The sequence below is a fragment of the Streptomyces sp. NPDC102462 genome (assembly GCF_044765425.1).
Lineage (GTDB): Bacteria > Actinomycetota > Actinomycetes > Streptomycetales > Streptomycetaceae > Streptomyces.
The window spans coordinates 37,902-62,769 of sequence record NZ_JBIWKB010000029.1 but is presented as its reverse complement, the minus strand read 5'-3'; the positions used below and the strand labels follow the sequence as shown (position 1 = coordinate 62,769).

The window sequence follows — 24,868 nt, the reverse complement described above, 5'->3', positions numbered from 1 at the left end:
GGGCGGCCCTTGCGCACCGGGTCCGCGAACGACCTCACGGGATGGCCGCCCGCGCCTCCCACAACACGGCCTAGCGGCCGGTAGCCGCCGGTGTGACGTACTCCTTGAGGAGTTCGTACGACCTCAGCCGGTCGGCCAGCGCGTAGACGGGTGTCGTCAGCATGAGTTCGTCCGCGTGGGTCGCGGCCAGCAGGTCGCTCAGGCGCCGTGCGACCGTCTCGGGTGAGCCGTGCGCCTGGTGGGCGCGGAAGGCCGCCAACGCCCGCCTCTCGTCCGCGGTGAACGCGTGGGCGGCGGCCTCTTCGGGCGTCGGGAAGGGGATGTCGCCCCGCCCTTGGAGGAGTCCGGCCTTGACGACGTCCATCGGGCCGGCGAGCCGGGCCGCCTCCTGCTGGGTCTCGGCGCACACGGTTTCCACGCACAGGAGCACGCGGGGGCGCGGGCACCAGCGGGACGGGGAGAAGTGGGCGCGGTAGTGGTGCAGCGCGGCGAGCGTGTTGTCGGGGCGTATGTGGTGGGCGAAGGCGATCGGCAGGCCGAGTTCCGCGGCGAGCGCGGCGCCGGCCGTGCTGGAGCCGAGCAGCCAGGGCTCCGGCAGCGGGTCGAGCGCCATCTCGTCCACCAGGAGCCGCAGGGTCGCCGACACGTCGTCGCGGTACTCGTCGTCCGTCGCCGGTCCGGCGCCGCGCCGCAGGGCCCGCGCCGTCGCCTCGTCGAAGGTGCCGGGTCCCCGGCCGATGCCCAGGTCGATCCGTCCGGGGTGCAGTGCGGCGAGCGTGCCGAACTGCTCAGCCAGCATGATCGGGGCGTGGTTCGGCGCGAGGACGCCGCCGGATCCGAGACGGACGGACGACGTCGACGCGGCGGCGTGGGCGATCAGGACGATGGGCGGGAACGCCCCGATGGCCGGGGAGTGGTGGTGCTCGGCGTACCAGAGGCGCCGGTAACCGAGGGCGTCGAGGCGGCGGGCGAACGCGCCGGTGTCCCGCAGCGTGTCCACGGCCCGGGCGCCCGACTGCACCATGGCCACTTCGAGTGCGCCGACCGGAACGGTGATCATCCGCCCAGTATAGAAAGGGAGTTGACGGCACGAGCGGGCGGGCGGGATGCGCGCCGCGCGGGCGTCCTGACCCGCCGCGGTGGTTCGTCGTCCGAAGTTTCGCCCGAATGTCGTCGCACACCCCCTTGGCTCCGCGCGCCCCGTGACCAACACTGAGTCGATGACGCAGCGTGTGGACCTCGCTACCGTGATGGACCGAATGACCGTGGACGGGCTCGTCACCGAGTACGCGACGGCCGTGGACGACGGGGACTGGGCCGCGTACCGGGCCCTGTTCACCGACGACGGGCGGGCGGACTACCGGTCCGCCGGCGGCATCGAGGGTGAGGCGGCCCGGGTCGCCGCCTGGCTGGCCGACAGCCTCGGCCGGTTCGTGATGCGCCAGCATCTGATCGTCAACCGCCGGGTGCGGTTCGGGATCCTGCAACGGGACACCGGGGACACCGCCGAGGTGCGGGCCGACTACCTCAACCCGATGCGGCTGGCCGGCGGCGACGGCGGCTCGACGGCGCCCGACTTCGTGTGCGGTGGCCGCTACGGCTTCAGGCTGCTGCGCACGCCGGACGGCTGGCGGCTGCGCGAGGTGGTCGTCGAGGAGAAGTGGCGCCGCCTGCCCGATCCGCGTCCCGCGCCGCTGATCGACTGAGTCCGGGGCCCCCTGTCGGCGGGTGCCGCCCGGCGCGCACACTGGAGACAGCCGCTGCGCAGGGAGGCCAGGCATCATGAGGACGCGGACGCTCGACCGCCTGCTCGCCTCCGCGTGGCGCCGCTCGGCCGCCGCCGTCCTCGCGGGCGCCCTGCCGGTGCTGTCCTTCCCGGCGCCCGCCCTTTGGTGGTTCGCGTATGTCGCCCTGGTCCCGTGGATCCTGCTGGCCCGCTCGGCACCCACCGGGCGGCGCGCCGCGCTCGACGGCTGGTGCGGCGGTATCGGCTTCATGGTGGCGGTGCACCACTGGCTGCTGCCGAGCCTGCATGTCTTCCTGTTTCTGATAGCGGCGCTGCTGGGCGCGTTGTGGCTGCCCTGGGGCTGGCTGGTGCGCCGGTTCCTGGGCGGGACGCCCTCGCCCGGCCGGGGCGCCGCCGCGCTGCTGGTGCTGCCGTCGGCGTGGCTGGCCGTGGAGCTGGTCCGGTCCTGGCAGGGGCTCGGCGGCCCCTGGGGCATGCTCGGGTCGAGCCAGTGGCAGGTGGAGCCGGCGTTGCGGCTCGCCTCGGTGGGCGGGGTGTGGCTGCTCAGCTTCCTGGTGGTGGCCGTGAACGTCGCGGTGGCGGTGCTGGTGTCGGTGCGCGAGTCCCGGACGCCGGCGCTCGCCTCGCTCGTCGCCACGGCGGCGGCGACCTCGGCGGCCTGGGCGTGGTCGCCGCGCCCGTCCGACGAGGGCCGGGTCCGGATCGCGGTCGTCCAGCCGGGCGTCATCGGCGGCGGCGACAGCGGCGAGGGGCGCTTCGACCGTGCGGAACAGCTCACCCGGCAGCTCGTGGGAGGGCACCCGGACCTGGTCGTGTGGGGCGAGAGCAGCGTCGGCTTCGACCTGGCCGACCGGCCCGACCTGGCCCGTCGGATCGCCGCGCTGTCCCGCGAGACGGGCGCGGACGTGCTCGTCAACGTGGACGCCCGCCGCTCGGACCGGCCGGGCATCTACAAGAGTTCGGTGCTGATCGGCCCTGAGGGCCCGACCGGCGCCCGCTACGACAAGATGCGGCTGGTCCCCTTCGGCGAGTACATACCGGCCCGCTCGCTGCTGGGCTGGGCGACGTCGGTCGGCAAGGCGGCGGGCGAGGACCGCAGGCGGGGCACCGAGCAGGTGGTGATGGACGTCGGGCACGGGCTGCGTCTCGGCCCGATGGTCTGCTTCGAGACCGCGTTCCCCGACATGAGCCGGCATCTCGCCCAGGACGGCGCGGACGTGCTGCTGGGCCAGTCCTCCACGTCGACGTTCCAGCGCAGTTGGGCGCCCGCGCAGCACGCCTCGCTGGCCGCGCTGCGCGCCGCGGAGACCGGCCGTCCGATGGTGCACGCGACGCTGACCGGGATCTCCGCCGTCTACGGCCCGGACGGGCGGCGGCTCGGCCCGTGGCTCGGCACCGACGCGAGCGCCGCCCGCGTCTACGAGGTGCCGCTCGCGCACGGGATCACGCCGTACGTCCGCTACGGCGACTGGCCGGTACAGGGGGCGCTGCTGGTGCTGGCCGCCCTGGGCGTGGCGGAGGGCGCACGGGCGGTCAGGGCGCGGCGGGGCGCTCCCGCACCGCACGCACCACACGCTCGCACAGTTCGTGAGTCGCCAGTGCGTCACGGGCACTGAGCACCGTGCCGGCGCGCACGGCGTCCAGGAAGGCGAGCACCGCCTGCTCGATGCCGCGCTGCCGGGCCACCGGCACCCAGTCGCCGCGCCGCCGCACCGTCGGCTGGCCCTTGTGGTCGATCACCTCGGCGAGGTTGACCACCTGACGTTTGGTGTCCTGCCCGGAGACTTCGAGGATCTCCTCCGCGGAGCCGCTGAGCCGGTTCATCACGCCGAGCGCGGTGAAGCCGTCCCCGGCGAGTTGCAGCACGACGTGGTGCAGCAGTCCGCCTTGCAGACGGGCCCGCACGGTCACGTCCTCGACGGGGCCGGGAACCAGGAAGCGCAGGGTGTCGACGACGTGGATGAAGTCGTCGAGGATCATCGTGCGCGGCTCCTCCGGCAGCCCGATGCGGTTCTTCTGCATCAGGATCAGCTCGCGCGGGTGGTCGGCGCACTGCACGTATCCGGGGGCGTGGCGCCGGTTGAAGCCGACGGCGAGGGACACGTCCCGCTGCTCGGCGAGCGCCACCAGCCGCCGGGATTCGGCGAGTTCGTAGGCGAGCGGCTTGTCGACGTACGTCGGTATGCCGGCGTCGAGGAGGCGGGTGACGATCTCGGGGTGGGCCGCGGTGGGCGCGTGCACGAAGGCGGCGTCGAGCCCCCCGTCGAGCAGCGAGTCCAGGGTGGGGTGCCGCTGGGCGGCGGGGACCCGCAGCGCGTCGGCGACCCGGTCGAGGGTCGCGGGCGTCCGGGTCTGCAGATGCAGTTCGAGCCCGGGCAGCGCGCCGAGCACCGGCAGATACGCCTTCTGCGCGATGTCGCCGAGTCCGATGCAACCGATCTTCACGTGCTCTCCCCTGGGTCCTGTCGTCGAACTCCCGTCATTCGCCCGGAGGGCGGGCCCTGCGGCGAGAGTGCGTGCATGGCGTCGTGGGGCAGGCGGGGGTTTGACGACAGGGCCTAGCGCTTGCCCAGCGGTGCCTGCTCGGAAGCATACGGGGGACGCCAGTCGGCGATGCCGTCGAATCCGCGCAGGAACAGGGCGGGTCCGGCCTTGGAGAGCGCGGCGACGGCGGTGTTGCGCACGGCGATGGCGGCGCGGTTCCCGGTCAGGTTGAGGCGGCTCACCCTGACGGCCTGCCGGGCGATGGCGGTGGTGCGCGGCAGCCGGGCCGCGGTGTAGGCGGCGAGGTCGCGGGCGTGGTGGGCGAGCACGACGGCGTCCTCGATGGCCTGGTTGCCGCCCTGGCCGAGGGTGGGCGGCATCGCGTGCGCGGCGTCGCCGAGGAGCGCGCTGCGGCCGCGGTGGTGGGCGGGCAGCGGCTCGGCGATGTGGTGGACGTCGTGCCGCAGGACGTCCTCGGGGCGGGCCGCGGCGAGGACGGCGGGGATCGGGTCGTGCCAGTCGCCGAACCGGCGCAGCAGTTCGGCCTTCTCGTCGTCGGGGGCGCGCTCGCCGGCCGGGAGGGTGGCGGCGGCGTACGCGTACACCCGGCCGTCCTTGAGCGGGTGCGTGCCCCAGATGCGGCCCCGGCCCCATGTCTCGTGCGAGGCGAACCGGACTCCGGGCACCGGGATCACGATCCGCCAGGTGGTGAACCCGGCGTACACCGGTCCGGGGTGGTCGGGGAAGAGCGCCGTGCGCACGGCGGAGCGGATGCCGTCAGCGCCGACCACCAGGTCGGCCTCCCACTCCTCGCCCGCGGCGGTCACCCTGGCCGGCCGGCCGGTGCCGCCGGGGTCCGCGAGGACGGCGTCGGCGGCCGTGCGGACCGTGTCCGGCGGGAGCAGGGCGGCGATGCCGTCGATGAGGGTGGAGCGGTGGAGCAGGACGAGGGGGCCGCCGAACCGGGCCGCTGCGGCCTCGGCGCTGGAACGCGAGAGCCAGCGACCGCTCGGGGTGCGCAGTCCGCCGTCCCCCTGCCAGGCGGCCAGGTCGCGGATCTGGTCGCCGATGCCGATGACGTCCAGGGCGCGCAGCGCGTTCGGGGCGAGCGAGATGGCCGCGCCGACCGGGGCCAGGGAGCCGGCCCGTTCCAGGACGGTGACCTGCCAGCCGTGCCGGTGCAGGGCCGCCGCGGCGGTCAGACCTCCGATTCCGCCACCGATGACGACGGCGCGGGACGACTGTGCCATGACTCCTCCAAGAGCGCGCGGGGGTCCACCACAGACCCGGGTGACCTGGCTTCACCGCCGGGCGCACTACAAGTGTAGTAAGGCGGCACCTCGACTGTACTACAGGCGTAGTGCCGCGGGTAGGGTCGTCCCATGTCCGTCCACACCCCGGCCGCCTCCCGTGCGGACCTCGTCGCCGACACCGCCATCGCGCTGCTCGCCGAGCGCGGCATGCGCGGACTGACCCATCGCGCGGTCGACGAGGCGGCCGGCCTGCCGCAGGGCTCGACCTCGAACGTCGCCCGCACCCGCCAGGCCCTGCTGGAGGTGGTGGTGCGGCGGCATGCCGTCCGGGAGGCGCGGGTGCTCGCCCTGGACGAGATGCCCGACCCGCGCGGCGGCCGCGACGCGCTCGTGGACGCCCTGGCCCTGGCGACACACCGGACCGTCACCCGCCACCGCGAGCTGCTGGTCTCCCGTTACGAGCTGGCCCTGGAGGCCACGCGCCGCCCCGCCCTGCGGGCCTTCTACGACGCGACGGGCGCCGTCTTCCGGGAGCAGCTGACCGCCATGGCCGCCGCGCTTGGCTCGACCGAACCGGAGCGGCACGCGCTGTCCCTGGTCGCCTGGGCGGACGGGCTGATGTTCTCGTGCGTCGCCGGATCGTTCAGCACGCGGGTGCCGAGCCTGGCCGAAGTACGGGCCGGGGTGCGGGAATTGCTCGACGGGATGCTGGGCGGCGGAAATTCCGTGCCGCAGGCGGGCCGGGCGGGCCACAATGACGGCCATGACGAATGAGCGCCGGGAGCCGGCCCAGAACGCCGACGAGCGGACGATGCTGGAGGGCTGGCTCGACTACCACCGCGACACCCTGGCCCTGAAGTGCGCGGACCTGACCGACGCCCAGCTCAGAACCGCCTCGGTCGCACCGTCCGAGCTGTCCCTCATGGGGCTGGTGCGGCACCTGGCGGAGGTCGAACGGAACTGGTTCCGCAAGGTGCTGGTCGGCGACGATCCGGGACCGATCTACTACAGCGAGGAAGACCCGGACGGCGAGTTCCACCTCACCGAGTCGGACACCTGGCAGGAGGCGTACGCCACCTGGCAGGCCGAGATCGAGACCGCCCGGCGCCACGCGGCCGGCTTCGGACTCGACGACCTCTCCCGGGGCGTGAGCCGGTTCTCGAAGGAACCGTTCAGCCTCCGCTGGATCTACACCCACATGATCGAGGAGTACGCCCGGCACAACGGCCACGCGGACCTGATCCGCGAGCGGATCGACGGCGCCACCGGCGAATGACGTCACCGTGCACACCGCCGCTTCACCCACGCGGGGCGGGAGATCACCCCTGCGGGGCATTCTGCGCTCGCCCGTCGTCCCGATCGGGTGGCTGAAGCAGCAGAGTTGCGTGGGTGCATCGAACGACGACCGCCGCCGCGCTTCTGGTCACCGTGGCCGTCTCGGCCCTGACCGGCTGTGTCACCGTCCAGCGCCCGCCGACCGCCGGGCCGCCGGGTGGTACGGCACGGTCGCAGCCCTCGGCGCCCCGGCCGGACGGCAGCGCCGAGCCACGGGTGGTGCAGGCGCCGGCCCGGGAGGCGCTGGAGATGGTCGGCCCCTCCCGGCGCCCCGAGCGCAAGGAACGGGCCGCGCCGAGCGCTCCGGCGGCCACGCCGTCGCCCGGGCAGTCCTCCTCGCCCCGCGCACATCCCCACCCACGGCCGCGCGCCGGCGCCCCCCGACGGTCCCGGTCCACCCTCGCGCCCCCGGACGTGTGCGCCCTGGGCCGACAGTACGGCGGCTGGCCCCCGGACAGCCCGGAGTCCCACATCTGCGAGCGGACGTACGGTCGTTGACGGACCGATGCGCTCCGCTGGCCAGGCCGCGATGCGCCATCGGCGTCTGCAGCGCCGTTGTCGATTGCAGCGCCGTCGTCGTTTGCAGCGCCGTCGTCGTTTGCAGCGCCGTCGTGGCTGGTCGCGCCCGCGCGGCGGAGCCGCATATTGATACAGCCCCGCGCCCCTTCAGGGCGCGAACCGCCGTCGGGCGTCTGCGGCAACGTCGTGGCTGATCGCGCAGTTCCCCGCGCCCCTTCGGGGGCGCGAACCGCCATCGTTGTCTGTAGCGCCATCGTGGCTGGGCGCGCAGTTCCCCGCGCCCCTTCGGGGCGCTGTCAGGGGGCCTCGTCGGGGGGTGGGGCGGCCAGGTGGAGGGTCAGTCTGGTGATTGCCGCCCGTACGCCGTCGCCGTAGCTGTCGTCGGCGAGGGCCCCGGCCGCGTAGTGGGCCCGGCGCAGATGGCTGCGGGCCGCATCGGTGCGGCCCAGCTTCACATAGTCGGCGGCGAGGTTGAGGTGCAGCGACGGGTAGAAGCCGCGGACCGCGCCCGCAGCACCGTCCGGCCCGCCGTGCGCCGCGGCCTGCGCCGCCTCCTGGGCCGCTGACAACGCCCTCAGGTCCCAGGCCAGTTCGTCCGAGGGATCGTCCTGCGTGTCGGCCAGATAGTGCGCCAGTGTGCAGCGGTGCAGCGGGTCCCCGTCCTGCCCGATCTCCGACCACAGGTCGAGCAGTCGGCGCCTGGCCTCCTCGCGGTCCCCGCCGTGGTGCAGCATGACGACCTGCCCGATGCGGGTCAGTACGCCCTCCGGCGCGGCCTGCTCCTGTCGCTCCACCACGGCGCCTCCTCCGTCTCATGGCCGCAGGCACCGCGAGCCGCCGGCCGGCCGCCGCGCTCCCCGTCCCACCCCGACGCTAACCGGGGGGGACGGCAATCCCGGTCAGGCGCCCCCGTACGGCACCCGGCGGGCTTCGGCGCGGTCAGCCGAGGTCCGGGATCGTCCAGTCGACCGGCTCGTGGCCCTGCCGGGCGATCGCCTCGTTGATCTGCGTGAACGGCCGGGAGCCGAAGAACTTCTTCGCGGACAGCGGCGAGGGGTGCGCGCCCTTGACCACCACATGGCGGGTCTCGTCGATCAGCGGGAGCTTCTTCTGCGCGTAGTTGCCCCACAGCACGAAAACGGCCGGGTCCGGCCGCTCGGCCACCGCGCGGATCACCGCGTCGGTGAACTTCTCCCAGCCCTTGCCCTTGTGCGAGTTCGCCTCGCCCCCGCGCACCGTGAGGACCGCGTTGAGCAGCAGCACGCCCTGCTCGGCCCACGGCATCAGATAGCCGTTGTCCGGGATCGGCGTGCCCAGCTCCTCCTTCATCTCCTTGTAGATGTTCCGCAGGGAGGGCGGTGTCTTCACCCCGGGCCGCACCGAGAAGCACAGGCCGTGTCCCTGGCCCTCGCCGTGGTACGGGTCCTGGCCGAGGATGAGCACCTTGACCTTCTCGTACGGCGTCGCGTCCAGCGCGGCGAAGACCTCCTCGCGCGGCGGGTAGACGGGACCCTTCGCCCGCTCCTCCTCGACGAACTCGGTCAGCTCCTTGAAGTAGGTCTGCTGCAGTTCGTCGCCCAGAACCCCGCGCCAGGACCCGGGCAGCATGGCGATGTCGGTCACGTCAACGTCCTTACGGTGTGCGGTCACTTGCTGGTCTCAGAACCTACAGGCGACCACTGACAATCGGTGCCGCGACCGCCGTCACCAGCTGGTCTTGCGGTGCAGCTCCCACATCATCATGATCGTCGAGGGGTCGAGCGCGCGCTCGCCGCCCGAGATGTCGTCGCTGGCCGCCACGTACTGCCGTCCCTGCCACAGCGGCAGCAGCCGGGCGTCGTCCACCAGTATCTGCTGCGCCTCCTCGAACTGCTTCACCACGTTCGCGCGGTCGCTCTCGCGCCGGGACGCGGGCAGCAGCTCCTTGGTGATCCGGGGCGCCGGGTAGGGGGTGCCGAGGGCGTTCTGCTCGCCGACGAACGGGGCGATGAAGTTGTCCGCGTCGGGGAAGTCAGGGAACCAGCCGCGGCCGAACACCGGGTACTCGCCCTTCTGGTAGCCCACCACATACGTCTTCCAGGGGCGGCTCTTCAGGGTGATCCTGAACAGGCCGGAGTCCTCCAGCTGCCTCTTCAGCTCCTGGAACTCCTTCGCGGTCTCGGAGCCGTACCGGTCGGTGGTGTACCAGAGGGTCAGCGGGACGCGCCCGGTGATGCCCGCCTCGGTGAGGATCGTGCGCGCCCGGGCGACGTCGGGTTCGCCGAAGTCGTCGAAGAAGCCGGTGGTGTGGCCGGTCAGGCCCTTGGGGACCATGGAGTACAGGGGGTCCACGGTGTCCTTGTAGACCTTGTGCGCGATGGCGGCGCGGTCCACGACCTGGGCCACGGTCTTGCGCACGGCGAGTCGGTCCGCCCAGGGGTCCTTCGGGTTGAAGACCAGGTAGCTGATGTCCGTGCCGGCGCCGTCGACCAGTTGCAGGTCCTGCGACTGGTGGTCCTGGAGGGCGATGATGTCGCCGGCCGCGAGACCGCGGTAGGTCAGGTCGATGTCCTTGGCGCGCAGCGCCTTGACCATGGCGGCGGAGTTTTGGAAGTAGCGGATCGTCACGGCCTCGTTCCGCCGGTCGGCGAAGCCCTGGTAGCGGTCGTTGCGGACCAGTTCGGCCTTCTTGCCCTCCTCGTACGCGCGCAGCTCGTACGGCCCGGACCCGTGGACCGTGCCGTCCTCGCGCAGCGAGCGGGCCGGGTAGTCGCGCGGGTCGACGATCGACATGGCCGGGGTGGCGAGCACGAACGGGAAGGTCGCGTCGGGCTGGTTGAGGCGGAAGTAGACGTCGTGGTCTCCGCGGATCTCGACCCGGTCGAGGCTGCCGAGGAGTCCGGCGGGGCCGCTCGGCGCGTCGATGGCCCTGATCCGGTCGACGGAGTATTTGACGGCCTCGGCGGTCAGCGGGTCGCCGTCGGCGAACCTGAGGCCCGAGCGGAGTGCGCAGTGGTAGGTGCGGTTCGAACCGTCGGTGAACGCGCAGCGCTTGGCGGCGTCCGGCTGGGGCGTGGTGGAGCCGTTGGGGTAGGCGACGAGGGTCTGGTAGATGTTGCGGAACAGCTCCCACGAGCCGTCCCAGGCCGCGGCGGGGTCCAGCGTGCTCGGCGCGCTGGTGGTCCCGACGACGATCGGTTCCTCGCTGTTCGGATCGCCGTCGGAGAAGACTGCGCACCCGGTCACCAGGGATATGGACGCGATCGCCGCCAGGTGACGCAGGCATCGGTTCCGGTTGAACACGCGCACGCTCCTCGATCTGGCATACCAAGGGGTCGGCAGACCATACCGCAGTGCCGGGCCGGGCGAACCCGCTTCGCACAGGGCTCTGATCAGGTCGTTCATGACGACGTTGTCATGCCCCGAGGACCCCTCGCGCACGGACGAGAGCGCCGTTCCCGTCAAGGAAACGACGCTCTCGTGCGCCCGATCGTTACCCGCGCGACGGCTCTTCGCACGACGGCTCTCCGCGCGCCCGGGTGCCGGCGCGGCCCGTCAGCGCGCGGCGGTCAGCCGACGCCCGCGTTGAGGAAGATGCCGCCGTCCACGACGAGGGTCTGCCCGGTGATCCAGTCGGACTGCTCGCAGGTGAGGAACGCCGCCGCTCCCCCTATGTCGGAGGGCACGCCGAGCCGCCCGAGCGGGTAGGCGGCGGCTGCCTCCGCCTCGCGGCCCTCGTACAGGGCCTTGGCGAATCTGGTCTTGACGACGGCCGGGGCGATGGCGTTGACCCGCACCCCGGGCGCGAACTCGTGCGCCAGCTGCTGGGTGAGGTTGATCATGGCGGCCTTGCTGACGCCGTAGGCGCCGATGAACGGGGAGGGCGCGAGGCCCGCCACCGAGGCGATGTTGACGATCGCGCCGCCGTTGTCCTTCTGCCAGGCATGCCAGGTCTTCTGGGCGAAGCCGAGCGCGGAGATCACGTTCGTCTCGAACACCTTGCGCGCGACGTTCAGATCGAGGTCGGCCATCGGCCCGAACACCGGGTTGGTGCCGGCGTTGTTGACCAGGAAGTCGACGCGGCCGAACGCGTCCATGGCGCGCTCCACTGCCTCGGCCTGGTGCGCCAGGTCGTGGGCCTTGCCCGCCACGGCGACGACCCGGTCGGCACCGAGCCTGTCGACGGCCTCCTTGAGGGCGTCCTCGCCCCGGCCGGTGATGCAGACGCGGTCGCCGCGCGCGACCAGCGCCTCGGCGACGCCATAGCCGATGCCCCGGCTGGCGCCCGTGACGAGGGCGACCTTGCCGGACGGCTCCGGGAGTTCAGTCATGTCCGTGTCCCTCATCGTCCCTCATCGGTCCTAGTCGAGCGGTCCGCCGGCCACGTACAGCACCTGCCCGGAGACAAAACCGGCCGCCTCGCCGGTGAAGAAGGCGATGGCGTTGGCGATGTCCTCGGGCTCGCCGACGCGCTGCACCGGGATCTGGGTGGCGGCGGCCGCCTTGAACTCCTCGAAGCCCATCTTGACGCGCTCGGCGGTGGCCTTGGTCATCTCGGTGGCGATGAAGCCGGGGGCGACGGCGTTGGCGGTGATGCCGAACCTGCCGAGTTCGATGGCGAGGGTCTTGGTGAAGCCCTGCAGGCCGGCCTTGGCGGCGGAGTAGTTGACCTGGCCGCGGTTGCCCAGCGCCGAGGACGAGGAGAGGTTGACGATCCGGCCCCAGCCGGCGTCCACCATGTGCTTCTGGAGGGCCCTGGTCATCAGGAACGAGCCGCGCAGGTGCACGTTCATGACGGTGTCCCAGTCGGCCGTCGTCATCTTGAACAGCAGGTTGTCCCGGAGCACGCCGGCGTTGTTGACCAGGATCGTGGGGGCGCCCAGTTCCCCGACGACGCGCGCGACGGCGGCCTCGACCTGGGCCTCGTCCGAGATGTCGGCGCCGACCGCGACGGCCCTGCCGCCGGCGGCGGTGATCTGCTCCACGGTGTCCTTGCAGGCGGCCTCGTCGAGGTCGATCACCGCGACCGCGCGGCCCTCGGCGGCCAGTCGTACGGCGGTGGCGGCGCCGATACCGCGGGCGCCTCCGGTGACCACGGCGACCCGCTGCTCAGTGCTGGACATTGCTGGTTCTCCTCGCCCTTGAGAATTCCTGGTCGGCAGAGCCGGCCGGCCGGGCCGGTCTGCGGCTCCCACGGTACGCCCGACCGGTGAGCGACCGCTTAGTACCCTCGGTGGACGTGACGCTAGAAGCCCGGGCACCCGGTGTCAACGGCACACCCGGCGCATGTGATCCATTACCTCACCAGGAGGTCCAGCAATCGCTCCGCCTCGGCCGCCGGATCCGTGGTGAGCCCGGTGTGCACGGGGCCGGGCTGCACCACCGTCGAGCGGGGCGCGATCAGCCAGCGGAAGCGCCGTCCCGCGTCGTCCCCGGCCGCCTGCCCGGCCGCCTCGCCACCGGCGCACACCGCCTCGATCGCGCGGAGCGCCGCCCGTACGCCGTCCGTGTCCGCGGCCGGGTCGAGCGCCAGCAGCCTGGCCTCGTCCAGTTGGATGCGGGCGCCCACATACGCCCTGGCCCGGCAGTACACGACCACGCCCGCGTTGATGCACTCACCGCGCTCGACGCGGGGCACGACGCGCAGCACGGCGTACTCGAAGACGTCACGGCCGCCGCCCTGGCCCGGCCTGATGATGTGCCGCTCGGTCACTTGGCCCCCTCGATGCCGGTGATGCGCTGGTGGATGACGGCGGCCCGGGCGAGGAGCGGCCGTGCGTAGGCGCGCCGGAGGTCGTCCGGCGTGTCGAAGCCGGGCTCGTCGGCGAGCCAGGCGTCGGGGATCTCGGCGGTCACCTCGGCGAGCAGGTCCCCGGTGACCAGGGGGGCCAGCGCGGCGGCGGCCGCCGCGACGTCCGGTGCGAACCGGGCCAGGGCGTGGTCCGAGGCGTCGTACGGGCGGGCTGCGGAGGAGTCGGCGCCGGGCCAGTTGTGGTGCCAGATCATGGTGGCGCCGTGGTCGATGAGCCACAGGTCGCCGCGGTGCATCAGCAGGTTGGGGTTGCGCCAGGAGCGGTCGACGTTGTTCACCAGCGCGTCGAACCAGACGATCCGCCCGGCCTCCCGGGGGTCCACGGCGAAGGCCAGCGGGTCGAAGCCGAGCGCGCCGGAGAGGAAGTCCATCCCGAGGTTGGTGCCGCCGCTGGACCTGAGGAGTTCCTGCACCTCCCGGTCGGGCTCGCCGAGTCCCAGGACCGGGTCGAGCGCGATCGTCACCAGCGGGGGCACCCGGAAGCCGAGCCGGCGCGCCAGTTCCCCGCAGACCACCTCGGCGACCAGGGTCTTGCGGCCCTGGCCCGCCCCGGTGAACTTCATGACATAGGTATGGAGGTCGTCACCCTCGACGAGCCCCGGCAGCGAACCCCCCTCACGCAGCGGCGTGATGTAGCGGATCGCGGTGACCTCAGACAGCATTTTCCCAGGTTACACGCCGACTTGACCTTCCAATCCGCGAACAGCCCTGGGGAGAATCCGGAGACTTTCCGCCCGCATCCCCATCTCCCCGCTTCCGAGCAGCCCGTCAATGGCGGTGCGCCCCCCTCCTGCCGGCCTCAGGCATGAAGTGAGCGTAGTGACCGAGCATGATGGGTCTTCGCCCCTTTCGGCAGGGCGAAGTAGAGCTTCCCGTTGACCGACTGCACCTGGCGACGGACACGGAGCACGCCCCTGGCGTAGTCGACGTCCTCCGGGCCCAGCCCGAACACCGCGCCCTGGCGAAGCCCGCACCCCAGCCCAAGCGCGACGGCGATCCGGTTCCGCCTTCGCCGGATGACGGCGGCGTCCGGCTGCTCCGCCGGCACCTCCTGCAGCACGGCGTTCTGCGTCGGCGCCATGTCGGTGAACCAGCCGAACATGGCCTGCCGCACGAACCGGCTGCCGCTGACGACCGTGACCTCGCGGAATTGCAGAGGCGTCACTACGAGGTCGACCCGGAACTCGTGCGGCTGGTCGCGGCCCTCCCTTCTCACACGGGCAGCAGCGCCCTTCTGGACGTTGGTCAGGGGCCGTGTCCCATTCGATCAAGATACGGGATCCGCCTCGGCCGATCCCGAGGCGGACTGACACCCAAGGTCCACCTCGCCTGCGACGGTCAAGGCCGCCCTCTCGCCAGGGGACTGCTCGACGCCGGCCTGCGGACCCGGATCATCAGGGAGACGAAAGATCGTCCAGGAAGCAGGTGTTGAGCCGGCCAGGCGGCTCAAGTCGTGTGGCACGTCACCGGGCTGACGTGCTTCGGGCATGGATCCGGTGGTGTCGGGCACGCGGTTCCTACGCGAAAAGCACGCCCCGGAAACGGTCGGACAGGTCGCGGCGCCGCTGTGCGAGGACGTTGCCGAAACCACCGAGTGCGTACGGCCACGACGCCTCGCACCACGCCGCGGCTGTGGCCACCCATCCCCTTCCACGAGGCTACGGACGGACGATGACGCAAACCGAGAGGAACGACGCAGGCGACAGCGGGAGCGAACGCCGCCGTATCGGTGCTCCCGAAGCGATGCGCCGCGCCGCTGCCCAACTCGCGGAACTGCTCGGCAGGGAACCCGACTCGGTGTCCGCGATCAAGAGGACCGACGACGGGTGGACCGCCTGCGTGGAGGTCGTGGAGATCGAATGCGTTCCGGACACGTCGAGTGTCATGGCGTCGTATCGCGTCGACATGGACGACCGGGGCGAACTGACCGGCTATGAGCGCACGCAACGCTACGCGCGCGGCCGGGTCGACCGATGAGTCACTACTAGGAACGAGACAGAACCCGACAGAACGAGAAACGAGGTAGAAAGGGAGAAGCAGCGTGAGCATCGTTCAGCAGTCCAACGCCCCGACGAGCGGTAGCGGTTCGGGCAATCTGTACGACGTCCTGGAACTGATCCTCGACCGCGGACTCGTCATCGACGCCTTCGTCCGGGTGTCCCTGGTCGGCATCGAGATACTCAAGATCGACGTCCGCGTCGTCGTCGCCAGTGTGGACACCTATCTGCGTTTCGCCGAGGCGTGCAACCGGCTCGACCTGGAGTCGGGCCGCAACAAGCCCTCCGGCCTCACCGATATCGTCGGAGACTCCATGGAGAGCGGCGCGAAGGGCAAGAGCAAGGGAGCGCTGTCCGGAGCGGTCGAGGCGATCACCGATTCCCTCAAGGGCGGCTCCGACGACGAGGGAGAGGGCGAGCACGCCGGCAAGTCGACGTCGTCGAGCCGCCGTACGACCCGTCGCCGGGAGGAGTAGTCCATGCCCACCTACGTCTACGCGATCACCGCGTCGGACCATCCGCTCCGTGTCGACGCCCTGAGCGGGGTGGGCGATCCCGCCGCCGCGCTGCGTACGGTGCGGGCCGGGGATCTGACGGCGGTCGTCAGCGACGCGCCCGAGGGCCTGCGGGCCAAGCGCAGGGACGTGGCCGCGCACCAGTCCGTGCTGGAGAGCCTGATGGCCGACGGTGCCGTGCTGCCCATGCGGTTCGGGCTCGTGGGACCGGATGACGCACAGGTGGCGGCGGTCCTCGACGACCACCGGGAGGGCTACAAGGAACGGCTCGCGCGGCTCGACGGCTGTCTCGAGTTCCATGTGAAGGTCTCGCGGGACACGGACGACCTGCTGAAGGAGATCGTCCGAACATCGGACGAGGTCCGCAGGCTGAACGAGTTCACCCGGGCGAACCCGGACGCGCAGAGCGAGAAGATGCGCCTCGGTGAACTCATCGCCGAAGAGGTCAAGGCCCGCCAGGAACGCGAAGCGAAGGAGATGACCGAACGCCTCTCCCCCGCCGCGCTCGACACCGTACTGGGTGAGCCGTCCCGGGACACCCTGCTGAACGTGTCGTTCCTGGTGAAGCGGGCCGAGGCCGCCGCCTTTTCGCAGGCCGTGCACGCGGAGGCCGCCCTGCACGGCAAGGCGTACACGGTCCGGCTGAACGGCCCGCTCCCGCCGTACAGCTTCGTCTGATGGGGCTCGTCACTCAGCTCCTCACCCTGCCGGTGGCCCCGGTCCGCGGATTCGCCTGGGTGCTCGGACAGGCGCTGACGGCTGCCGAGCGTGAGTATTACGACCCCGGCCCGATACGCGACCAACTGGCGGAACTGGAGCGCGAGTTGGTCGCGGGGCGGATCTCCGCGGAGGAATTCGACCGGCGCGAGGACGAACTGCTCGACGCGTTGGAGTCCATCCGGTACGAGCGATGGCGACTCGGCCTCGACCCATGACGCCGCACGGCCAGGTCCGGATCGGGGCTTCGCCGGCTCCTTGTGTCCGTGACGCCACGACGATCAGTACGAGGGTGAACCGACATGCCCGACTCACTGGCCGGCCGTACCGGTCGGTCCCCTGCCCAAGTCCCCTACGGGCCGCCGCCGCACGGCAACTCCGCCAACCTCGCGGACATCCTGGAACGCGTCCTCGACAAGGGCGTGGTCATCGCGGGGGACATTCAGATCAACCTGCTCGACATCGAGTTGCTGACCATCAAGCTGCGGCTGCTCGTCGCCTCCGTGGACAAGGCGAAGGAGATGGGCATCGACTGGTGGGAACACGACCCTTCGCTCTCCTCCCGCGCCGGTGACAGCGCGCCGGACCGTCAGATACCGGCAGGTCATGCGGCGGGCCGGGCCCAGACGGCCGCACCAGCCGGGAGCACCGACGGTCAGGCCGCGGAGATCGCCCGGCTGCGCGCCGAGGTCGCGGAGCTGCGCGCCGCCGCGGCCCTCCCCGATGCGGGGAGCGGCCACGGCGAGCGGGAGCCGCATGTCCCCGAAGGGAGCGAGGAGCGGTGACGGCGGACCCTGGAGCGGGCACCGGCACCCTCTCCTACCTGTACGCGGTGTGCCGCGCGGACGCCCCCGACCCGCCGTTCGGGCCCGATGCGGCCCCGGCGCCCGCGGGCGGCACCGGCCTGCGGCTGGTCCGGCACAGCGGGCTGGCGGCCGTGGTGGGCTCCGTGCCCGCCGAGGAGTTCGGCACCGAGGGCCTTGAAGCCCGCCTCAACGATCTGGAGCGGCTTGAGGCCCTTGCCCGCGCCCACAACGCGGTGGTGGACGCCGTGCACAGCCGTACCACCGTGCTGCCCATGCGGCTCGCGACGGTGTATCTGGACGACGTGCGCGTGGCCGACGTGCTGCGGTGCGACGCCGATCGCTTCCGGCGGCTCCTGGACTGGCTGGACGGCCATGAGGAACTGGGGGTGAAGGTGTACGCGACCTCGGTGGCCCCGGAGCGGCCCGCGGCTACCGGCGCCGCCTCGCAGCCGCCGCACGCGGGGGCCGGCGCCGACGCTCCGGGGCGTGCGTATCTCCGTCGCCGCCAGGCGCAGCGGCGCGGCCACCGCGAGGCGTACCGCGCCGCGGGCGAGGTGGCGGCGCGCCTGCCGCAGACGGTGTCCGGGCTCGCGCGGGCCCGCGTGGCGCACCGCCCGCAGCAGGCCGGCCTGGGCCCACGGCCGGGCGAGAACATCGCCAACGAGGCTTATCTCGTGGCCCGTTCGGACCGCGCGGCATTCCGGGCCGCCGTGTCCTCGCTGGCGCGGGAAGTGCCGGGGGTGCGGGTCGAGGTGACGGGCCCCTGGGCGCCGTACTCGTTCACGGCGCACGTCGGCACGAAGGAGGCGGAAAGCCGATGACGGACCTGCCCTGGGGCATCCCGGCGGCCGGCGCGCGGCTCGACGGCTTCGAGGAGGAGTCGCTGTCGGGTCGTGAAGTGGCCCTGATCGACCTGCTGGACCGGCTTCTGACCGGCGGCGCCGTCCTGACCGGGGATCTCGTGCTGTCCGTCGCGGACGTCGATCTGGTCCACATCAATCTGCGCGCGGTCATCCGGTCGATCACCGGCGACGAGCCGTCGCCGTGGGTGCGTGAGCCATGACGGCGCAGAACGACGACTTCGCGGCGGTCGCGCGGGCGGCGGCCCACGCCTTCGACCTCGTGCCCGCGCCCCCTCAGGAGGCGGGCGGGGGCGCGGCACCCGGCTCGCGCGGCGGGGACATCGCCCAGCGGTTGCGCACGGACCCGGAGACGGTGGAACGCGACCTGATCAAGCTGGTCCTCACCATCGTCGAGTTGCTGCGCCAGCTGATGGAACGCACGGCCCTGCACCGGGTGGACCAGGGCGACCTGGACGAAGCCCAGGAGGAGCGCATCGGCATGACGCTGATGATCCTGGAGGACCGCATGGCCGAGCTGTGCGAACGCTACGGGCTGACGATGGACGACCTGAACCTGGACCTCGGTCCGCTCGGATCGCTGCTGCCGCCCGGCCGGGGCGGCTGACGCCCTGGTCCCGGCCCGCCGGCGCCGGTTTTGCGGGCCGTTCAGCGGCAAGACGCACATCATGGCTACCGAAAAGAACAAGGATTCGAGCAAGGGCCCGCAGGCCGCGCGTACGCGCACCGCAGGCGGCGCCGGCACCGTCCGCAAGAAGGCCGAGGCCACCGCCGGGCAGGCCAAGAGGAGCGGCGCCGACCCGGCGCGGCAGTCCAAGGAGTCCGCGGCGACGGCGAAGAAGGCCGCCGAGTCCGGCACCACGTCGTTGGGCGCGGCTGCCTCGCACGCGGGACGGGCCGCCGCCGCGGGCGTCGAGTCGACTCGGCGGACCACGGCCGCCGCCGCCTCCGGTGTCGCCTCGGGGGCCACGACCGCCTGGACGGTCGTGAAGAACCGCAAGAAGGCCGCGGTGGGCGTCGGCGCGGGACTCGTCGGAGTGCTGGGCGCGACGTTCGCGGCGGGCCGGGCCACCGCCCATCCGGCCGCCAAGGGTGGCCTCCTGACCCGTTTGACGAACGGACGCGTGTGACACGCTCCTTCGGGAGCGCCGGACCACCACGACCGCTCGGTCCCCGGGCGACACCCGACACCTCCCCTTTTCGGCCGCCCCGGTCCCGGGGCGGCCGACGTCGTGTGACGGACACGTCGACGTCTCGGTTCCCGGGCCGGTCATCCGGAGCGTCCTCGAACGAGCGGCACGAGGGCACCCGCTCATGCCGCCCGCGCTGTCACATCCGGCGCTCACGGCCCCAGGGCCCCGAGGGCGCCGGGATCTCGGCCGGGTCTGAACGGGCGGCCCCCGCGGGCCGTACCCCTTGACGGATCACGAGACAGCTCCGCGGAAGGGAATCCCCTCATGACCAGCGCATCGCTCGAACCCGGGGCGGGGCAGAACCGCCGTACCGTCGTCGCGACCGCCGGAGCGACGGGGCTCGCCCTCGTTCTTGCCGCCTGCGGATCGGACGGCGGCTCCGGCTCGTCCGACCCGGCGGGCGGCGCCGGCGCGCAAGGCGACGGCGCGTCCACCGGCGGCGGTTCGGGCGGCGGCGACAACGCCGCGGCCGGCGGCACCGTGCTCGCGAAGACTGCCGAGATCCCGGAGGGCGGCGGCAAGATCTTCAAGGACCAGGGTGTGGTGGTCACGCAGCCGACGGCGGGCCGGTTCCAGGCGTTCTCCTCGACGTGCACCCACCAGGGGTGCGCGGTGGGCAGCGTCTCCGACGGCGCGATCGTCTGCCCCTGCCACAACAGCAGGTTCTCCGTCGCCGACGGCAAGGTGCAGGGCGGCCCGGCCACCCAGCCGCTGCCCGCCAAGAACATCACGGTGTCCGGTGACCGGATCACGCTCGCGTGAGGCTCAGGCCCCGCGGCGTGGCCGCCTGAGGCAGCCCAGTACCTCGTCGGTGGTCACCACCGTGGCGACCAGCGCGAGGGTGTGACGGACCATCGCGGCGGTGTAGTCGGCGGGCACCCCCGCGATGGCGTCGGCCGGCACGACGGCGGTGTAGCCGAGGTTCACGGCGTCGAAGACCGCGTTGGGGATCGCCACATTGGCCGAGACGCCGGTGACGATCAGCGTGCGGCAGCCCAGATTGCGCAGCAGCGCGTCGACTTCGGTGCCCTGGACGGGCGACAGGCCGTGCAGACGGCGTACGACGATGTCCTGTTCGGCCACTTCGATCGGGGGCGCGACGCGCACCGCGGTGGTGCCGGACAGCTGCTGCACGGGCAGCCGTTCGGCCGCACGGAAGAGCCGCGCGTTGCGGCCGGCGCCCCGGCCGTCCGGGCGGCGCTCGGCGATGGCGTGGATCACCTGGACGTCGCTGTCGTGCGCGGCGGCGACGAGCCGGGCGATCCTGCCGAGGGCGCCCGACGATTGGGCCTGCCTGGCGAGTTCGGGCAGCGCCCCGTCGGGTCCCACGACGCCCTGCTGGCACTCCACGGTGAGCAGCACGGTGGCCGTGGGATCGAGGAGTTCACTGAGCCGTGCGCAGGACGGCACGACGCCCCCTTTCGCCGAGGTGCGGGGCGGGCGAGACTAACCAGCATTGCCCGAGAGGGGAAGAAGGGGGCCGTATGACCGTCGCTCAACGCCGGGGCCGCAAGATCATGATGACGCCCGGTGAACTGGACGCGTTCCTCACCGGCCAGCGCACCTGCCGGGTCGCCACCGTCTCCGCGGACGGCGCACCGCATGTCAGCGCGCTCTGGTTCGCCTGGGACGGCACCTCGCTCTGGCTGTACTCGGTGGTGCGCAGCAGACGCTGGTCGCAGCTGCGCCGCGATCCGCGGGTGGCCGTCGTGGTGGACTCGGGCGAGGAGTACGAGCAACTGCGCGGCGTGGAGCTGTCCGGGACCGTGGAGTTCGTCGGCGAGATGCCGCGCACCGGCGAGCTGTGCGCCGAACTCGACACCCCGGAGACCCTGTTCGCCCGCAAGAACTTCGGCCTCGACGAGATGCCGCACGACGGCCGGCACGCCTGGGCGCGGCTGACCCCGGAGAAGATCGTCTCCTGGGACTTCCGCAAACTGGGCGCGTAGCCCTGGGCTCAGCCCACCGTCTCCGCTGCCATCCGCAGCGCCTGGACCGCCGCCCGGATCGACGGGCGGCGGTCGGCGTCGGCCCGCCAGACGACATACACATGACGGCGCACCCGCTGGGTGAGCGGAACCATGACCACACCGGGCGGTACCGGGTGGCGGCCCAGCCGCGGGGCGATGCACACACCCAACCCGGAGGCGACCAGGCCCAGTTGGGTGTGCGTCTCGGCGGCACGGTGGCCGACGATCGGTTCGACGCCCCGCGAGCGCAGCGTGAAGATCAGCCACTCGTGGCAGAACTCGCCCTCTCCCCAGGTGATCCACTCGTCGTCGGCGAACTCCCCGAGGTCCACTTCCGCGCGCTCCGCGTGCCGGTGGCCCGCGGGCATGGCGACATCGGCTGGATCGTCCAGCAGGGGCGCCTTCACCAGCCCGTCCGGGACCGGCATCGGCTTGTTGTACCAGTCCAGTACGACGGCGAGGTCGAGGTCGCCGCGCACCACCCCGGCGACGCCGCTCTCCGGTACCAGCTCGCACGAGCGCACCCGCAGGGCCGGGTGCCGGGCGCGCAGGGCCGCGAGCGCGGTGGGGAACAGCCCGCGGGCGGCGGTCGGGAACGCGGAGAGCCGCAGTTCGCCGACGACCTGCCCACGGTGCGCCTCCAGGTCGGACTGGGCCAGCTCCACCTGGGAGAGGATGCGTGCCGCGTGCTCGGAGAGCAGCCGGCCCGCGTCCGTGAGGCGCACGCCCCGCCCGTTCTTGGCGAGGAGTTGCTGACCGACCTCCCGCTCCAGCTTGCCCAGTTGCTGCGAGACGGCGGAGGTGGTGACGTGCAGCGCCTCGGCCGCCTGGCTGACCGAGCCGTGCCGGGCGAGGGCGTCGAGGGTGCGGAGGCGCTCCAGGTTCAACATGTAAGCAATACTAAGAGGTATCCGGTGAGAATTCTCGATTGTGCTACGAGGTCGGGTCCAGCATCGTTGCGTCCATGAGCACCGTCACCCCCGCCAGGACCGGGGCCCACCCCGCCGCCGCTTCCCGCACCCGCCTCGACTGGCGCCTCCGGTTCGGCGCGCTGTCGCTGATCTGGGGCTTCAGCTTTCTGTTGATCAAGGTGGGCACGGAGGGCTACGCACCGTTCCAGGTCACGCTGGGCCGACTGGTGTTCGGTGCGGCGGTGCTCTTCGCGGCGATGGCCGTGAAGCGGGAGCGGCTGCCGCGCGGCGCGCGTACCTGGCTCCATCTGACGGTCGCCGCGTTCCTGCTGAACGCCCTGCCGTTCTCCCTGTTCGCGTACGCGGAGCTGACGATCCCGTCCACGCTGGCCGGCATCTGCAACGCCACCTCGCCCCTGTGGGGCATGGCCCTGTCCCTGGTCGCCCTGTCCGAGGACCGCCCGACGCGGCTGCGGGTCGCGGGGCTCGGCCTCGGCTTCCTCGGGGTCCTGACCGTCCTCGGTGCCTGGCAGGGCTTCCACGGGCTGGACGCCAGGGGTACGGCGATGGCGCTGCTGGCGTCGCTCAGCTATCCCGTCGGCTGGATCTACGTCCGCCGCACGCTGGCCGGCGCGGGCCGCTCGCATCTGTCCACGACCGGCGCGCAACTGCTCCTGGCCGCGGTCCAACTGGCCGTCGTCACGCCCCTGTTCACGTCCTTCCCGAGCCGTTTCCCGCTGGTCCCGCTGCTCGCCGTGGCCACCCTCGGTGCGCTCGGCACCGGGCTGGCCGTGCTGCTGCAGTACGGCCTGGTCGCCGAGGTCGGGCCCACCACGGCCCAGATGGTCACCTACTTCATCCCGGTCATCGCCGCCGCGGCCGGGGTCGCGCTGCTGGGCGAATCACTGACCTGGACGACACCGGTGGGCGCGGTGATCGTCTTGGCGGGGGCGGCGCTGACCCAGGCCCGCTGAGCGCTCCGCTGGGTGCGCCGCGATGGGTCGTCGGGTGGCTGCGGCGCCGTTGTGGCTTGGGCGCGCCCGCGCGGCGGAGCCGCCTTTCGATACAGCCCCGCGCCCCTTTTTCGGCGCGAGCCGTCGTTGGGTGGCTGCGGCGCCGTTGTGGCTGGGCGCGCCCGCGCGGCGGAGCCGCCTTTCGATACAGCCCCGCGCCCCTTCGGGGCACGACCCGCCGTCAGTTGACTGCCGCGCCGTCGTGGCTAGTCGCGCAGTTCCCCGCGCCCCTTCGGGGGCGCGAGCCGTCGTTGGGTGGCTGCCGCGCCGTTGTGGCTGGGCGCGCAGTTCCTCGCGCCCCTTCGGGGGCACGACCCGCCGTCAGTTGACTGCCGCGCCGTCGTGGCTAGTCGCGCAGTTCCCCGCGCCCCTTTGGGGGCGCGCCCGGGCGCTGGCGGGGCGTATTAGACGTAGCTTCGGGTGGGGGCGGGGGTCAGGGCTGTGGCTATGGCGTTTGCCAGTGGGGTGGTTTCCTGGTTGGTGAGCGTGGAGACGGTGACGCGGATGGCGGGCGGGGCGGCGAGGCGGAACCGGGCGCCGGGGGCGACGGCCCAGCCGGCGTGCAGGAGGCGGGCGACCACGCCGGTCTCGTCCGGTACGGGAATCCACACGTTCATGCCGCTGCGCCCATGGGCGCGGATCCCGCGTTCCGCGAGCGCGTCGACGAGCGGGTCCCGGCGGGCCCGGTAGGCCGCGGCCACCGCCGGTCCGTCCACCGCGCCGTCCGTCCACAGCCGGACCACGGCCCGCTGCACCAGCCGGCTGACCCAGCCCGGCCCCAGCCGCTGCCTGCCCCGGACCCGGTCGAGGGTGACAGGGTCGCCGGTGAGGACGGCGAGGCGCAGATCGGGGCCGTACGCCTTGGCCACCGAGCGGACGAAGGCCCAGTGGTGCGTGCCGCCCGCCAGGGGGTGCAGCGGCAGATCGACGATGCCGTGGCCGTGGTCGTCCTCGATCAGCAGGGTGTGCGGGTGCGCGCGCAGCACGGATCGCAGGGCACGCGCGCGTGCGGCGCTCACCGAGGCGCCGGTGGGGTTCTGCGCGCGGTCCGTGACGATCACCGCACGCGCGCCGGACTCCAGGGCGCGCCGCAGGCCGTCCACGAGCGGCCCGTCGTCGTCGACGCCCACGGGAGTCGTGCGCAGCCCGAGCGCGGGCACCAGGTCCAGGGTGCGGCCCCAGCCGGGGTCCTCGACGGCGACCGCGTCGCCCGGCCTGAGGTGGGCGACGAGCACCCGTTCCACGGCGTCCAGCGACCCGGACACCACCGCGAGGGGCCCGTCGGGCACCCCGTCGGCGTCGAGTTCGGCCCGTGCGATCCGGGCCAGCTCCGGCTCCACCGGCTCGGCGCCGTACAGGACCGGTTCCCTGTCCCCCGCCGCCGCGACCGCCGCGAGGGCGGGCGCGAGCGGTGGCAGCAGCGCGGGGTCCGGGTTGCCGTCGGACAGGTCGCGCACCCCGGGCGGCACGGCCACGTCCAGTTGCGCGCGGCCGGTCGTGGCCGGCTTGGGCCTGATCCGGCTGCCCCGGCGGCCGGCGGTCTCGATGACCCCGCGCTCCCGCAGGGTGCGGTAGGCGGCGGCCACGGTGTTCGGGTTGACGCCCAACGTGGCCGCCAACTCCCTCATGGGCGGCAGCAGTCGGCCCGGCTCCAGGCGGCCGTCGCCCACCGCGCGCTCGACGCTCGCGGCAATCTCCGCTGCGCCACGACCTTCGATCGGATACTCTCCTAGCACAAATCACATTATGCACTAGTG

At 72.6% G+C, this 24,868-nt stretch carries 31 protein-coding genes; 17 read left to right on the top strand and 14 right to left on the bottom strand.

Annotation, left to right across the window (positions count from 1 at the left end):
* Window positions 1–70: 70 nt before the first annotated feature.
* The gene (locus tag ACIRFL_RS24475; protein ID WP_404032049.1) at window positions 71–1,060 is read right to left on the bottom strand and encodes an LLM class flavin-dependent oxidoreductase; all 990 of its coding nucleotides are present in this window, start codon (window positions 1,058–1,060) and stop codon (window positions 71–73) included.
* Between the two features lie 160 nt (window positions 1,061–1,220).
* On the opposite strand from ACIRFL_RS24475, the gene ACIRFL_RS24470 reads away from it, so the two are divergent.
* Both ACIRFL_RS24470 and lnt read left to right on the top strand, forming a co-directional pair.
* Window positions 1,221–1,706: a nuclear transport factor 2 family protein gene (locus ACIRFL_RS24470; protein ID WP_404032046.1), complete on the top strand. Its 486-nt coding sequence runs from the start codon at window positions 1,221–1,223 to the stop codon at window positions 1,704–1,706.
* Between the two features lie 76 nt (window positions 1,707–1,782).
* The gene (gene lnt, locus ACIRFL_RS24465; RefSeq protein ID WP_404032044.1) at window positions 1,783–3,363 is read left to right on the top strand and encodes an apolipoprotein N-acyltransferase; all 1,581 of its coding nucleotides are present in this window, start codon (window positions 1,783–1,785) and stop codon (window positions 3,361–3,363) included.
* Here lnt and ACIRFL_RS24460 read toward each other — a convergent pair.
* Together ACIRFL_RS24460 and ACIRFL_RS24455 are read right to left on the bottom strand one after the other, a co-directional pair.
* Window positions 3,281–4,192 (bottom strand): Gfo/Idh/MocA family protein, encoded by a 912-nt coding sequence (locus ACIRFL_RS24460; RefSeq protein ID WP_404032042.1) that lies wholly within the window; start codon window positions 4,190–4,192, stop codon window positions 3,281–3,283. The genes lnt and ACIRFL_RS24460 overlap by 83 nt on opposite strands.
* Window positions 4,193–4,305: 113 nt before the next feature.
* On the bottom strand, window positions 4,306–5,481 hold the full coding sequence (locus ACIRFL_RS24455) for an FAD-dependent monooxygenase (protein WP_404032039.1): 1,176 nt from the start codon (window positions 5,479–5,481) through the stop codon (window positions 4,306–4,308).
* Window positions 5,482–5,613: 132 nt separating this feature from the next.
* Between ACIRFL_RS24455 and ACIRFL_RS24450 the strand changes: the two genes are divergently transcribed.
* The 3 genes from ACIRFL_RS24450 to ACIRFL_RS24440 all read left to right on the top strand — a co-directional run bounded on the left by ACIRFL_RS24450 (window position 5,614) and on the right by ACIRFL_RS24440 (window position 7,317).
* Window positions 5,614–6,258 (top strand): TetR/AcrR family transcriptional regulator, encoded by a 645-nt coding sequence (locus ACIRFL_RS24450; protein ID WP_404032036.1) that lies wholly within the window; start codon window positions 5,614–5,616, stop codon window positions 6,256–6,258.
* Entirely contained in the window at window positions 6,248–6,760 is a 513-nt protein-coding gene (locus tag ACIRFL_RS24445) for a DinB family protein (protein ID WP_404032034.1), read from the top strand. The genes ACIRFL_RS24450 and ACIRFL_RS24445 overlap by 11 nt, the downstream gene beginning before the upstream one ends.
* A 113-nt stretch (window positions 6,761–6,873) precedes the next feature.
* Window positions 6,874–7,317 carry a hypothetical protein gene (locus tag ACIRFL_RS24440; RefSeq protein ID WP_404032031.1) on the top strand — a complete coding sequence of 148 codons (444 nt, stop codon included), beginning with the start codon at window positions 6,874–6,876 and terminating at the stop codon, window positions 7,315–7,317.
* Window positions 7,318–7,634: 317 nt separating this feature from the next.
* Here ACIRFL_RS24440 and ACIRFL_RS24435 read toward each other — a convergent pair whose 3' ends face one another.
* The 8 genes from ACIRFL_RS24435 to ACIRFL_RS24400 all read right to left on the bottom strand — a co-directional run bounded on the left by ACIRFL_RS24435 (window position 7,635) and on the right by ACIRFL_RS24400 (window position 14,345).
* Window positions 7,635–8,135 carry a hypothetical protein gene (locus ACIRFL_RS24435; protein WP_404032029.1) on the bottom strand — a complete coding sequence of 167 codons (501 nt, stop codon included), beginning with the start codon at window positions 8,133–8,135 and terminating at the stop codon, window positions 7,635–7,637.
* Window positions 8,136–8,277: 142 nt separating this feature from the next.
* Window positions 8,278–8,961 (bottom strand): uracil-DNA glycosylase, encoded by a 684-nt coding sequence (locus ACIRFL_RS24430; RefSeq protein ID WP_404032027.1) that lies wholly within the window; start codon window positions 8,959–8,961, stop codon window positions 8,278–8,280.
* 81 nt (window positions 8,962–9,042) lie between these two features.
* On the bottom strand, window positions 9,043–10,620 hold the full coding sequence (locus tag ACIRFL_RS24425; RefSeq protein WP_404032025.1) for an ABC transporter substrate-binding protein: 1,578 nt from the start codon (window positions 10,618–10,620) through the stop codon (window positions 9,043–9,045).
* Between the two features lie 266 nt (window positions 10,621–10,886).
* Window positions 10,887–11,648: an SDR family oxidoreductase gene (locus ACIRFL_RS24420; protein WP_404032022.1), complete on the bottom strand. Its 762-nt coding sequence runs from the start codon at window positions 11,646–11,648 to the stop codon at window positions 10,887–10,889.
* A gap of 30 nt (window positions 11,649–11,678) precedes the next feature.
* A complete protein-coding gene (gene fabG, locus ACIRFL_RS24415; RefSeq protein WP_404032020.1) occupies window positions 11,679–12,440 on the bottom strand; it encodes a 3-oxoacyl-ACP reductase FabG in 762 nt (253 codons plus the stop codon).
* A 173-nt stretch (window positions 12,441–12,613) separates the two neighbouring features.
* Window positions 12,614–13,030: a DUF3037 domain-containing protein gene (locus tag ACIRFL_RS24410; protein WP_404032018.1), complete on the bottom strand. Its 417-nt coding sequence runs from the start codon at window positions 13,028–13,030 to the stop codon at window positions 12,614–12,616.
* Window positions 13,027–13,791 carry a HipA family kinase gene (locus ACIRFL_RS24405; protein WP_404032015.1) on the bottom strand — a complete coding sequence of 255 codons (765 nt, stop codon included), beginning with the start codon at window positions 13,789–13,791 and terminating at the stop codon, window positions 13,027–13,029. The genes ACIRFL_RS24410 and ACIRFL_RS24405 overlap by 4 nt, the downstream gene beginning before the upstream one ends.
* 137 nt (window positions 13,792–13,928) lie before the next feature.
* Window positions 13,929–14,345 (bottom strand): hypothetical protein, encoded by a 417-nt coding sequence (locus ACIRFL_RS24400; RefSeq protein WP_404032154.1) that lies wholly within the window; start codon window positions 14,343–14,345, stop codon window positions 13,929–13,931.
* A 455-nt stretch (window positions 14,346–14,800) separates the two neighbouring features.
* On the opposite strand from ACIRFL_RS24400, the gene ACIRFL_RS24395 reads away from it, so the two are divergent.
* The 10 genes from ACIRFL_RS24395 to ACIRFL_RS24350 all read left to right on the top strand — a co-directional run bounded on the left by ACIRFL_RS24395 (window position 14,801) and on the right by ACIRFL_RS24350 (window position 19,979).
* The gene (locus ACIRFL_RS24395) at window positions 14,801–15,106 is read left to right on the top strand and encodes a gas vesicle protein (protein WP_404032013.1); all 306 of its coding nucleotides are present in this window, start codon (window positions 14,801–14,803) and stop codon (window positions 15,104–15,106) included.
* A 64-nt stretch (window positions 15,107–15,170) separates the two neighbouring features.
* On the top strand, window positions 15,171–15,602 hold the full coding sequence (locus ACIRFL_RS24390) for a gas vesicle structural protein GvpA (RefSeq protein WP_404032011.1): 432 nt from the start codon (window positions 15,171–15,173) through the stop codon (window positions 15,600–15,602).
* A gap of 3 nt (window positions 15,603–15,605) precedes the next feature.
* Window positions 15,606–16,319 (top strand): GvpL/GvpF family gas vesicle protein, encoded by a 714-nt coding sequence (locus tag ACIRFL_RS24385; RefSeq protein WP_404032009.1) that lies wholly within the window; start codon window positions 15,606–15,608, stop codon window positions 16,317–16,319.
* On the top strand, window positions 16,319–16,576 hold the full coding sequence (locus ACIRFL_RS24380; protein WP_404032006.1) for a gas vesicle protein GvpG: 258 nt from the start codon (window positions 16,319–16,321) through the stop codon (window positions 16,574–16,576). The genes ACIRFL_RS24385 and ACIRFL_RS24380 overlap by 1 nt, the downstream gene beginning before the upstream one ends.
* A gap of 84 nt (window positions 16,577–16,660) precedes the next feature.
* The gene (locus ACIRFL_RS24375) at window positions 16,661–17,143 is read left to right on the top strand and encodes a gas vesicle protein (RefSeq protein ID WP_404032004.1); all 483 of its coding nucleotides are present in this window, start codon (window positions 16,661–16,663) and stop codon (window positions 17,141–17,143) included.
* Window positions 17,140–17,985 carry a GvpL/GvpF family gas vesicle protein gene (locus ACIRFL_RS24370; protein ID WP_404032001.1) on the top strand — a complete coding sequence of 282 codons (846 nt, stop codon included), beginning with the start codon at window positions 17,140–17,142 and terminating at the stop codon, window positions 17,983–17,985. The genes ACIRFL_RS24375 and ACIRFL_RS24370 overlap by 4 nt, the downstream gene beginning before the upstream one ends.
* Complete coding sequence (locus ACIRFL_RS24365; protein ID WP_404031999.1) at window positions 17,982–18,227, top strand: gas vesicle protein; 246 nt, start codon at window positions 17,982–17,984, stop codon at window positions 18,225–18,227. Before ACIRFL_RS24370 ends, ACIRFL_RS24365 begins: the two co-directional genes overlap by 4 nt.
* Complete coding sequence (locus ACIRFL_RS24360; RefSeq protein WP_404031997.1) at window positions 18,224–18,631, top strand: gas vesicle protein K; 408 nt, start codon at window positions 18,224–18,226, stop codon at window positions 18,629–18,631. The genes ACIRFL_RS24365 and ACIRFL_RS24360 overlap by 4 nt, the downstream gene beginning before the upstream one ends.
* Window positions 18,632–18,692: 61 nt before the next feature.
* Window positions 18,693–19,154, top strand: coding sequence for a hypothetical protein (locus tag ACIRFL_RS24355; RefSeq protein WP_404031995.1), 462 nt, complete (start codon window positions 18,693–18,695; stop codon window positions 19,152–19,154).
* A 327-nt stretch (window positions 19,155–19,481) separates the two neighbouring features.
* The gene (locus ACIRFL_RS24350) at window positions 19,482–19,979 is read left to right on the top strand and encodes a Rieske (2Fe-2S) protein (RefSeq protein ID WP_404031993.1); all 498 of its coding nucleotides are present in this window, start codon (window positions 19,482–19,484) and stop codon (window positions 19,977–19,979) included.
* 3 nt (window positions 19,980–19,982) lie between these two features.
* On the opposite strand, the gene ACIRFL_RS24345 is transcribed toward ACIRFL_RS24350, so the two are convergent.
* The gene (locus tag ACIRFL_RS24345; protein WP_404031991.1) at window positions 19,983–20,627 is read right to left on the bottom strand and encodes a cysteine hydrolase; all 645 of its coding nucleotides are present in this window, start codon (window positions 20,625–20,627) and stop codon (window positions 19,983–19,985) included.
* Between the two features lie 74 nt (window positions 20,628–20,701).
* Between ACIRFL_RS24345 and ACIRFL_RS24340 the strand changes: the two genes are divergently transcribed.
* Window positions 20,702–21,166, top strand: a complete 465-nt coding sequence (locus ACIRFL_RS24340) for a pyridoxamine 5'-phosphate oxidase family protein (RefSeq protein WP_404031988.1) — start codon at window positions 20,702–20,704, stop codon at window positions 21,164–21,166.
* Between the two features lie 8 nt (window positions 21,167–21,174).
* Here the strand turns inward: ACIRFL_RS24340 and ACIRFL_RS24335 are convergent, their stop codons facing one another.
* On the bottom strand, window positions 21,175–22,077 hold the full coding sequence (locus tag ACIRFL_RS24335; RefSeq protein WP_404031985.1) for a LysR family transcriptional regulator: 903 nt from the start codon (window positions 22,075–22,077) through the stop codon (window positions 21,175–21,177).
* A gap of 74 nt (window positions 22,078–22,151) precedes the next feature.
* On the opposite strand from ACIRFL_RS24335, the gene ACIRFL_RS24330 reads away from it, so the two are divergent.
* Window positions 22,152–23,072 (top strand): DMT family transporter, encoded by a 921-nt coding sequence (locus ACIRFL_RS24330; RefSeq protein ID WP_404031983.1) that lies wholly within the window; start codon window positions 22,152–22,154, stop codon window positions 23,070–23,072.
* 443 nt (window positions 23,073–23,515) lie between these two features.
* On the opposite strand, the gene ACIRFL_RS24325 is transcribed toward ACIRFL_RS24330, so the two are convergent.
* A complete protein-coding gene (locus ACIRFL_RS24325; RefSeq protein ID WP_404031980.1) occupies window positions 23,516–24,847 on the bottom strand; it encodes an aminotransferase class I/II-fold pyridoxal phosphate-dependent enzyme in 1,332 nt (443 codons plus the stop codon).
* Between the last annotated feature and the right edge of the window lie 21 nt (window positions 24,848–24,868).

Excerpts from the sequence above, each read along its gene's own strand:
- lnt (WP_404032044.1), top strand. The coding sequence starts at position 1,783 with ATGAGGACGCGGACGCTCGACCGCCTGCTCGCCTCCGCGTGGCGCCGC.
- ACIRFL_RS24330 (WP_404031983.1), top strand. The coding sequence starts at position 22,152 with ATGAGCACCGTCACCCCCGCCAGGACCGGGGCCCACCCCGCCGCCGCT.
- ACIRFL_RS24340 (WP_404031988.1), top strand. The coding sequence starts at position 20,702 with ATGACCGTCGCTCAACGCCGGGGCCGCAAGATCATGATGACGCCCGGT.
- ACIRFL_RS24405 (WP_404032015.1), bottom strand. The coding sequence starts at position 13,791 with ATGCTGTCTGAGGTCACCGCGATCCGCTACATCACGCCGCTGCGTGAG.
- ACIRFL_RS24355 (WP_404031995.1), top strand. The coding sequence starts at position 18,693 with ATGGCTACCGAAAAGAACAAGGATTCGAGCAAGGGCCCGCAGGCCGCG.
- ACIRFL_RS24445 (WP_404032034.1), top strand. The coding sequence starts at position 6,248 with ATGACGAATGAGCGCCGGGAGCCGGCCCAGAACGCCGACGAGCGGACG.
- ACIRFL_RS24380 (WP_404032006.1), top strand. The coding sequence starts at position 16,319 with ATGGGGCTCGTCACTCAGCTCCTCACCCTGCCGGTGGCCCCGGTCCGC.
- ACIRFL_RS24360 (WP_404031997.1), top strand. The coding sequence starts at position 18,224 with ATGACGGCGCAGAACGACGACTTCGCGGCGGTCGCGCGGGCGGCGGCC.
- ACIRFL_RS24365 (WP_404031999.1), top strand. The coding sequence starts at position 17,982 with ATGACGGACCTGCCCTGGGGCATCCCGGCGGCCGGCGCGCGGCTCGAC.
- ACIRFL_RS24335 (WP_404031985.1), bottom strand. The coding sequence starts at position 22,077 with ATGTTGAACCTGGAGCGCCTCCGCACCCTCGACGCCCTCGCCCGGCAC.
- ACIRFL_RS24450 (WP_404032036.1), top strand. The coding sequence starts at position 5,614 with ATGTCCGTCCACACCCCGGCCGCCTCCCGTGCGGACCTCGTCGCCGAC.
- fabG (WP_404032020.1), bottom strand. The coding sequence starts at position 12,440 with ATGTCCAGCACTGAGCAGCGGGTCGCCGTGGTCACCGGAGGCGCCCGC.
- ACIRFL_RS24350 (WP_404031993.1), top strand. The coding sequence starts at position 19,482 with ATGACCAGCGCATCGCTCGAACCCGGGGCGGGGCAGAACCGCCGTACC.
- ACIRFL_RS24455 (WP_404032039.1), bottom strand. The coding sequence starts at position 5,481 with ATGGCACAGTCGTCCCGCGCCGTCGTCATCGGTGGCGGAATCGGAGGT.
- ACIRFL_RS24375 (WP_404032004.1), top strand. The coding sequence starts at position 16,661 with ATGCCCGACTCACTGGCCGGCCGTACCGGTCGGTCCCCTGCCCAAGTC.
- ACIRFL_RS24475 (WP_404032049.1), bottom strand. The coding sequence starts at position 1,060 with ATGATCACCGTTCCGGTCGGCGCACTCGAAGTGGCCATGGTGCAGTCG.
- ACIRFL_RS24395 (WP_404032013.1), top strand. The coding sequence starts at position 14,801 with ATGACGCAAACCGAGAGGAACGACGCAGGCGACAGCGGGAGCGAACGC.
- ACIRFL_RS24470 (WP_404032046.1), top strand. The coding sequence starts at position 1,221 with ATGACGCAGCGTGTGGACCTCGCTACCGTGATGGACCGAATGACCGTG.
- ACIRFL_RS24420 (WP_404032022.1), bottom strand. The coding sequence starts at position 11,648 with ATGACTGAACTCCCGGAGCCGTCCGGCAAGGTCGCCCTCGTCACGGGC.
- ACIRFL_RS24385 (WP_404032009.1), top strand. The coding sequence starts at position 15,606 with ATGCCCACCTACGTCTACGCGATCACCGCGTCGGACCATCCGCTCCGT.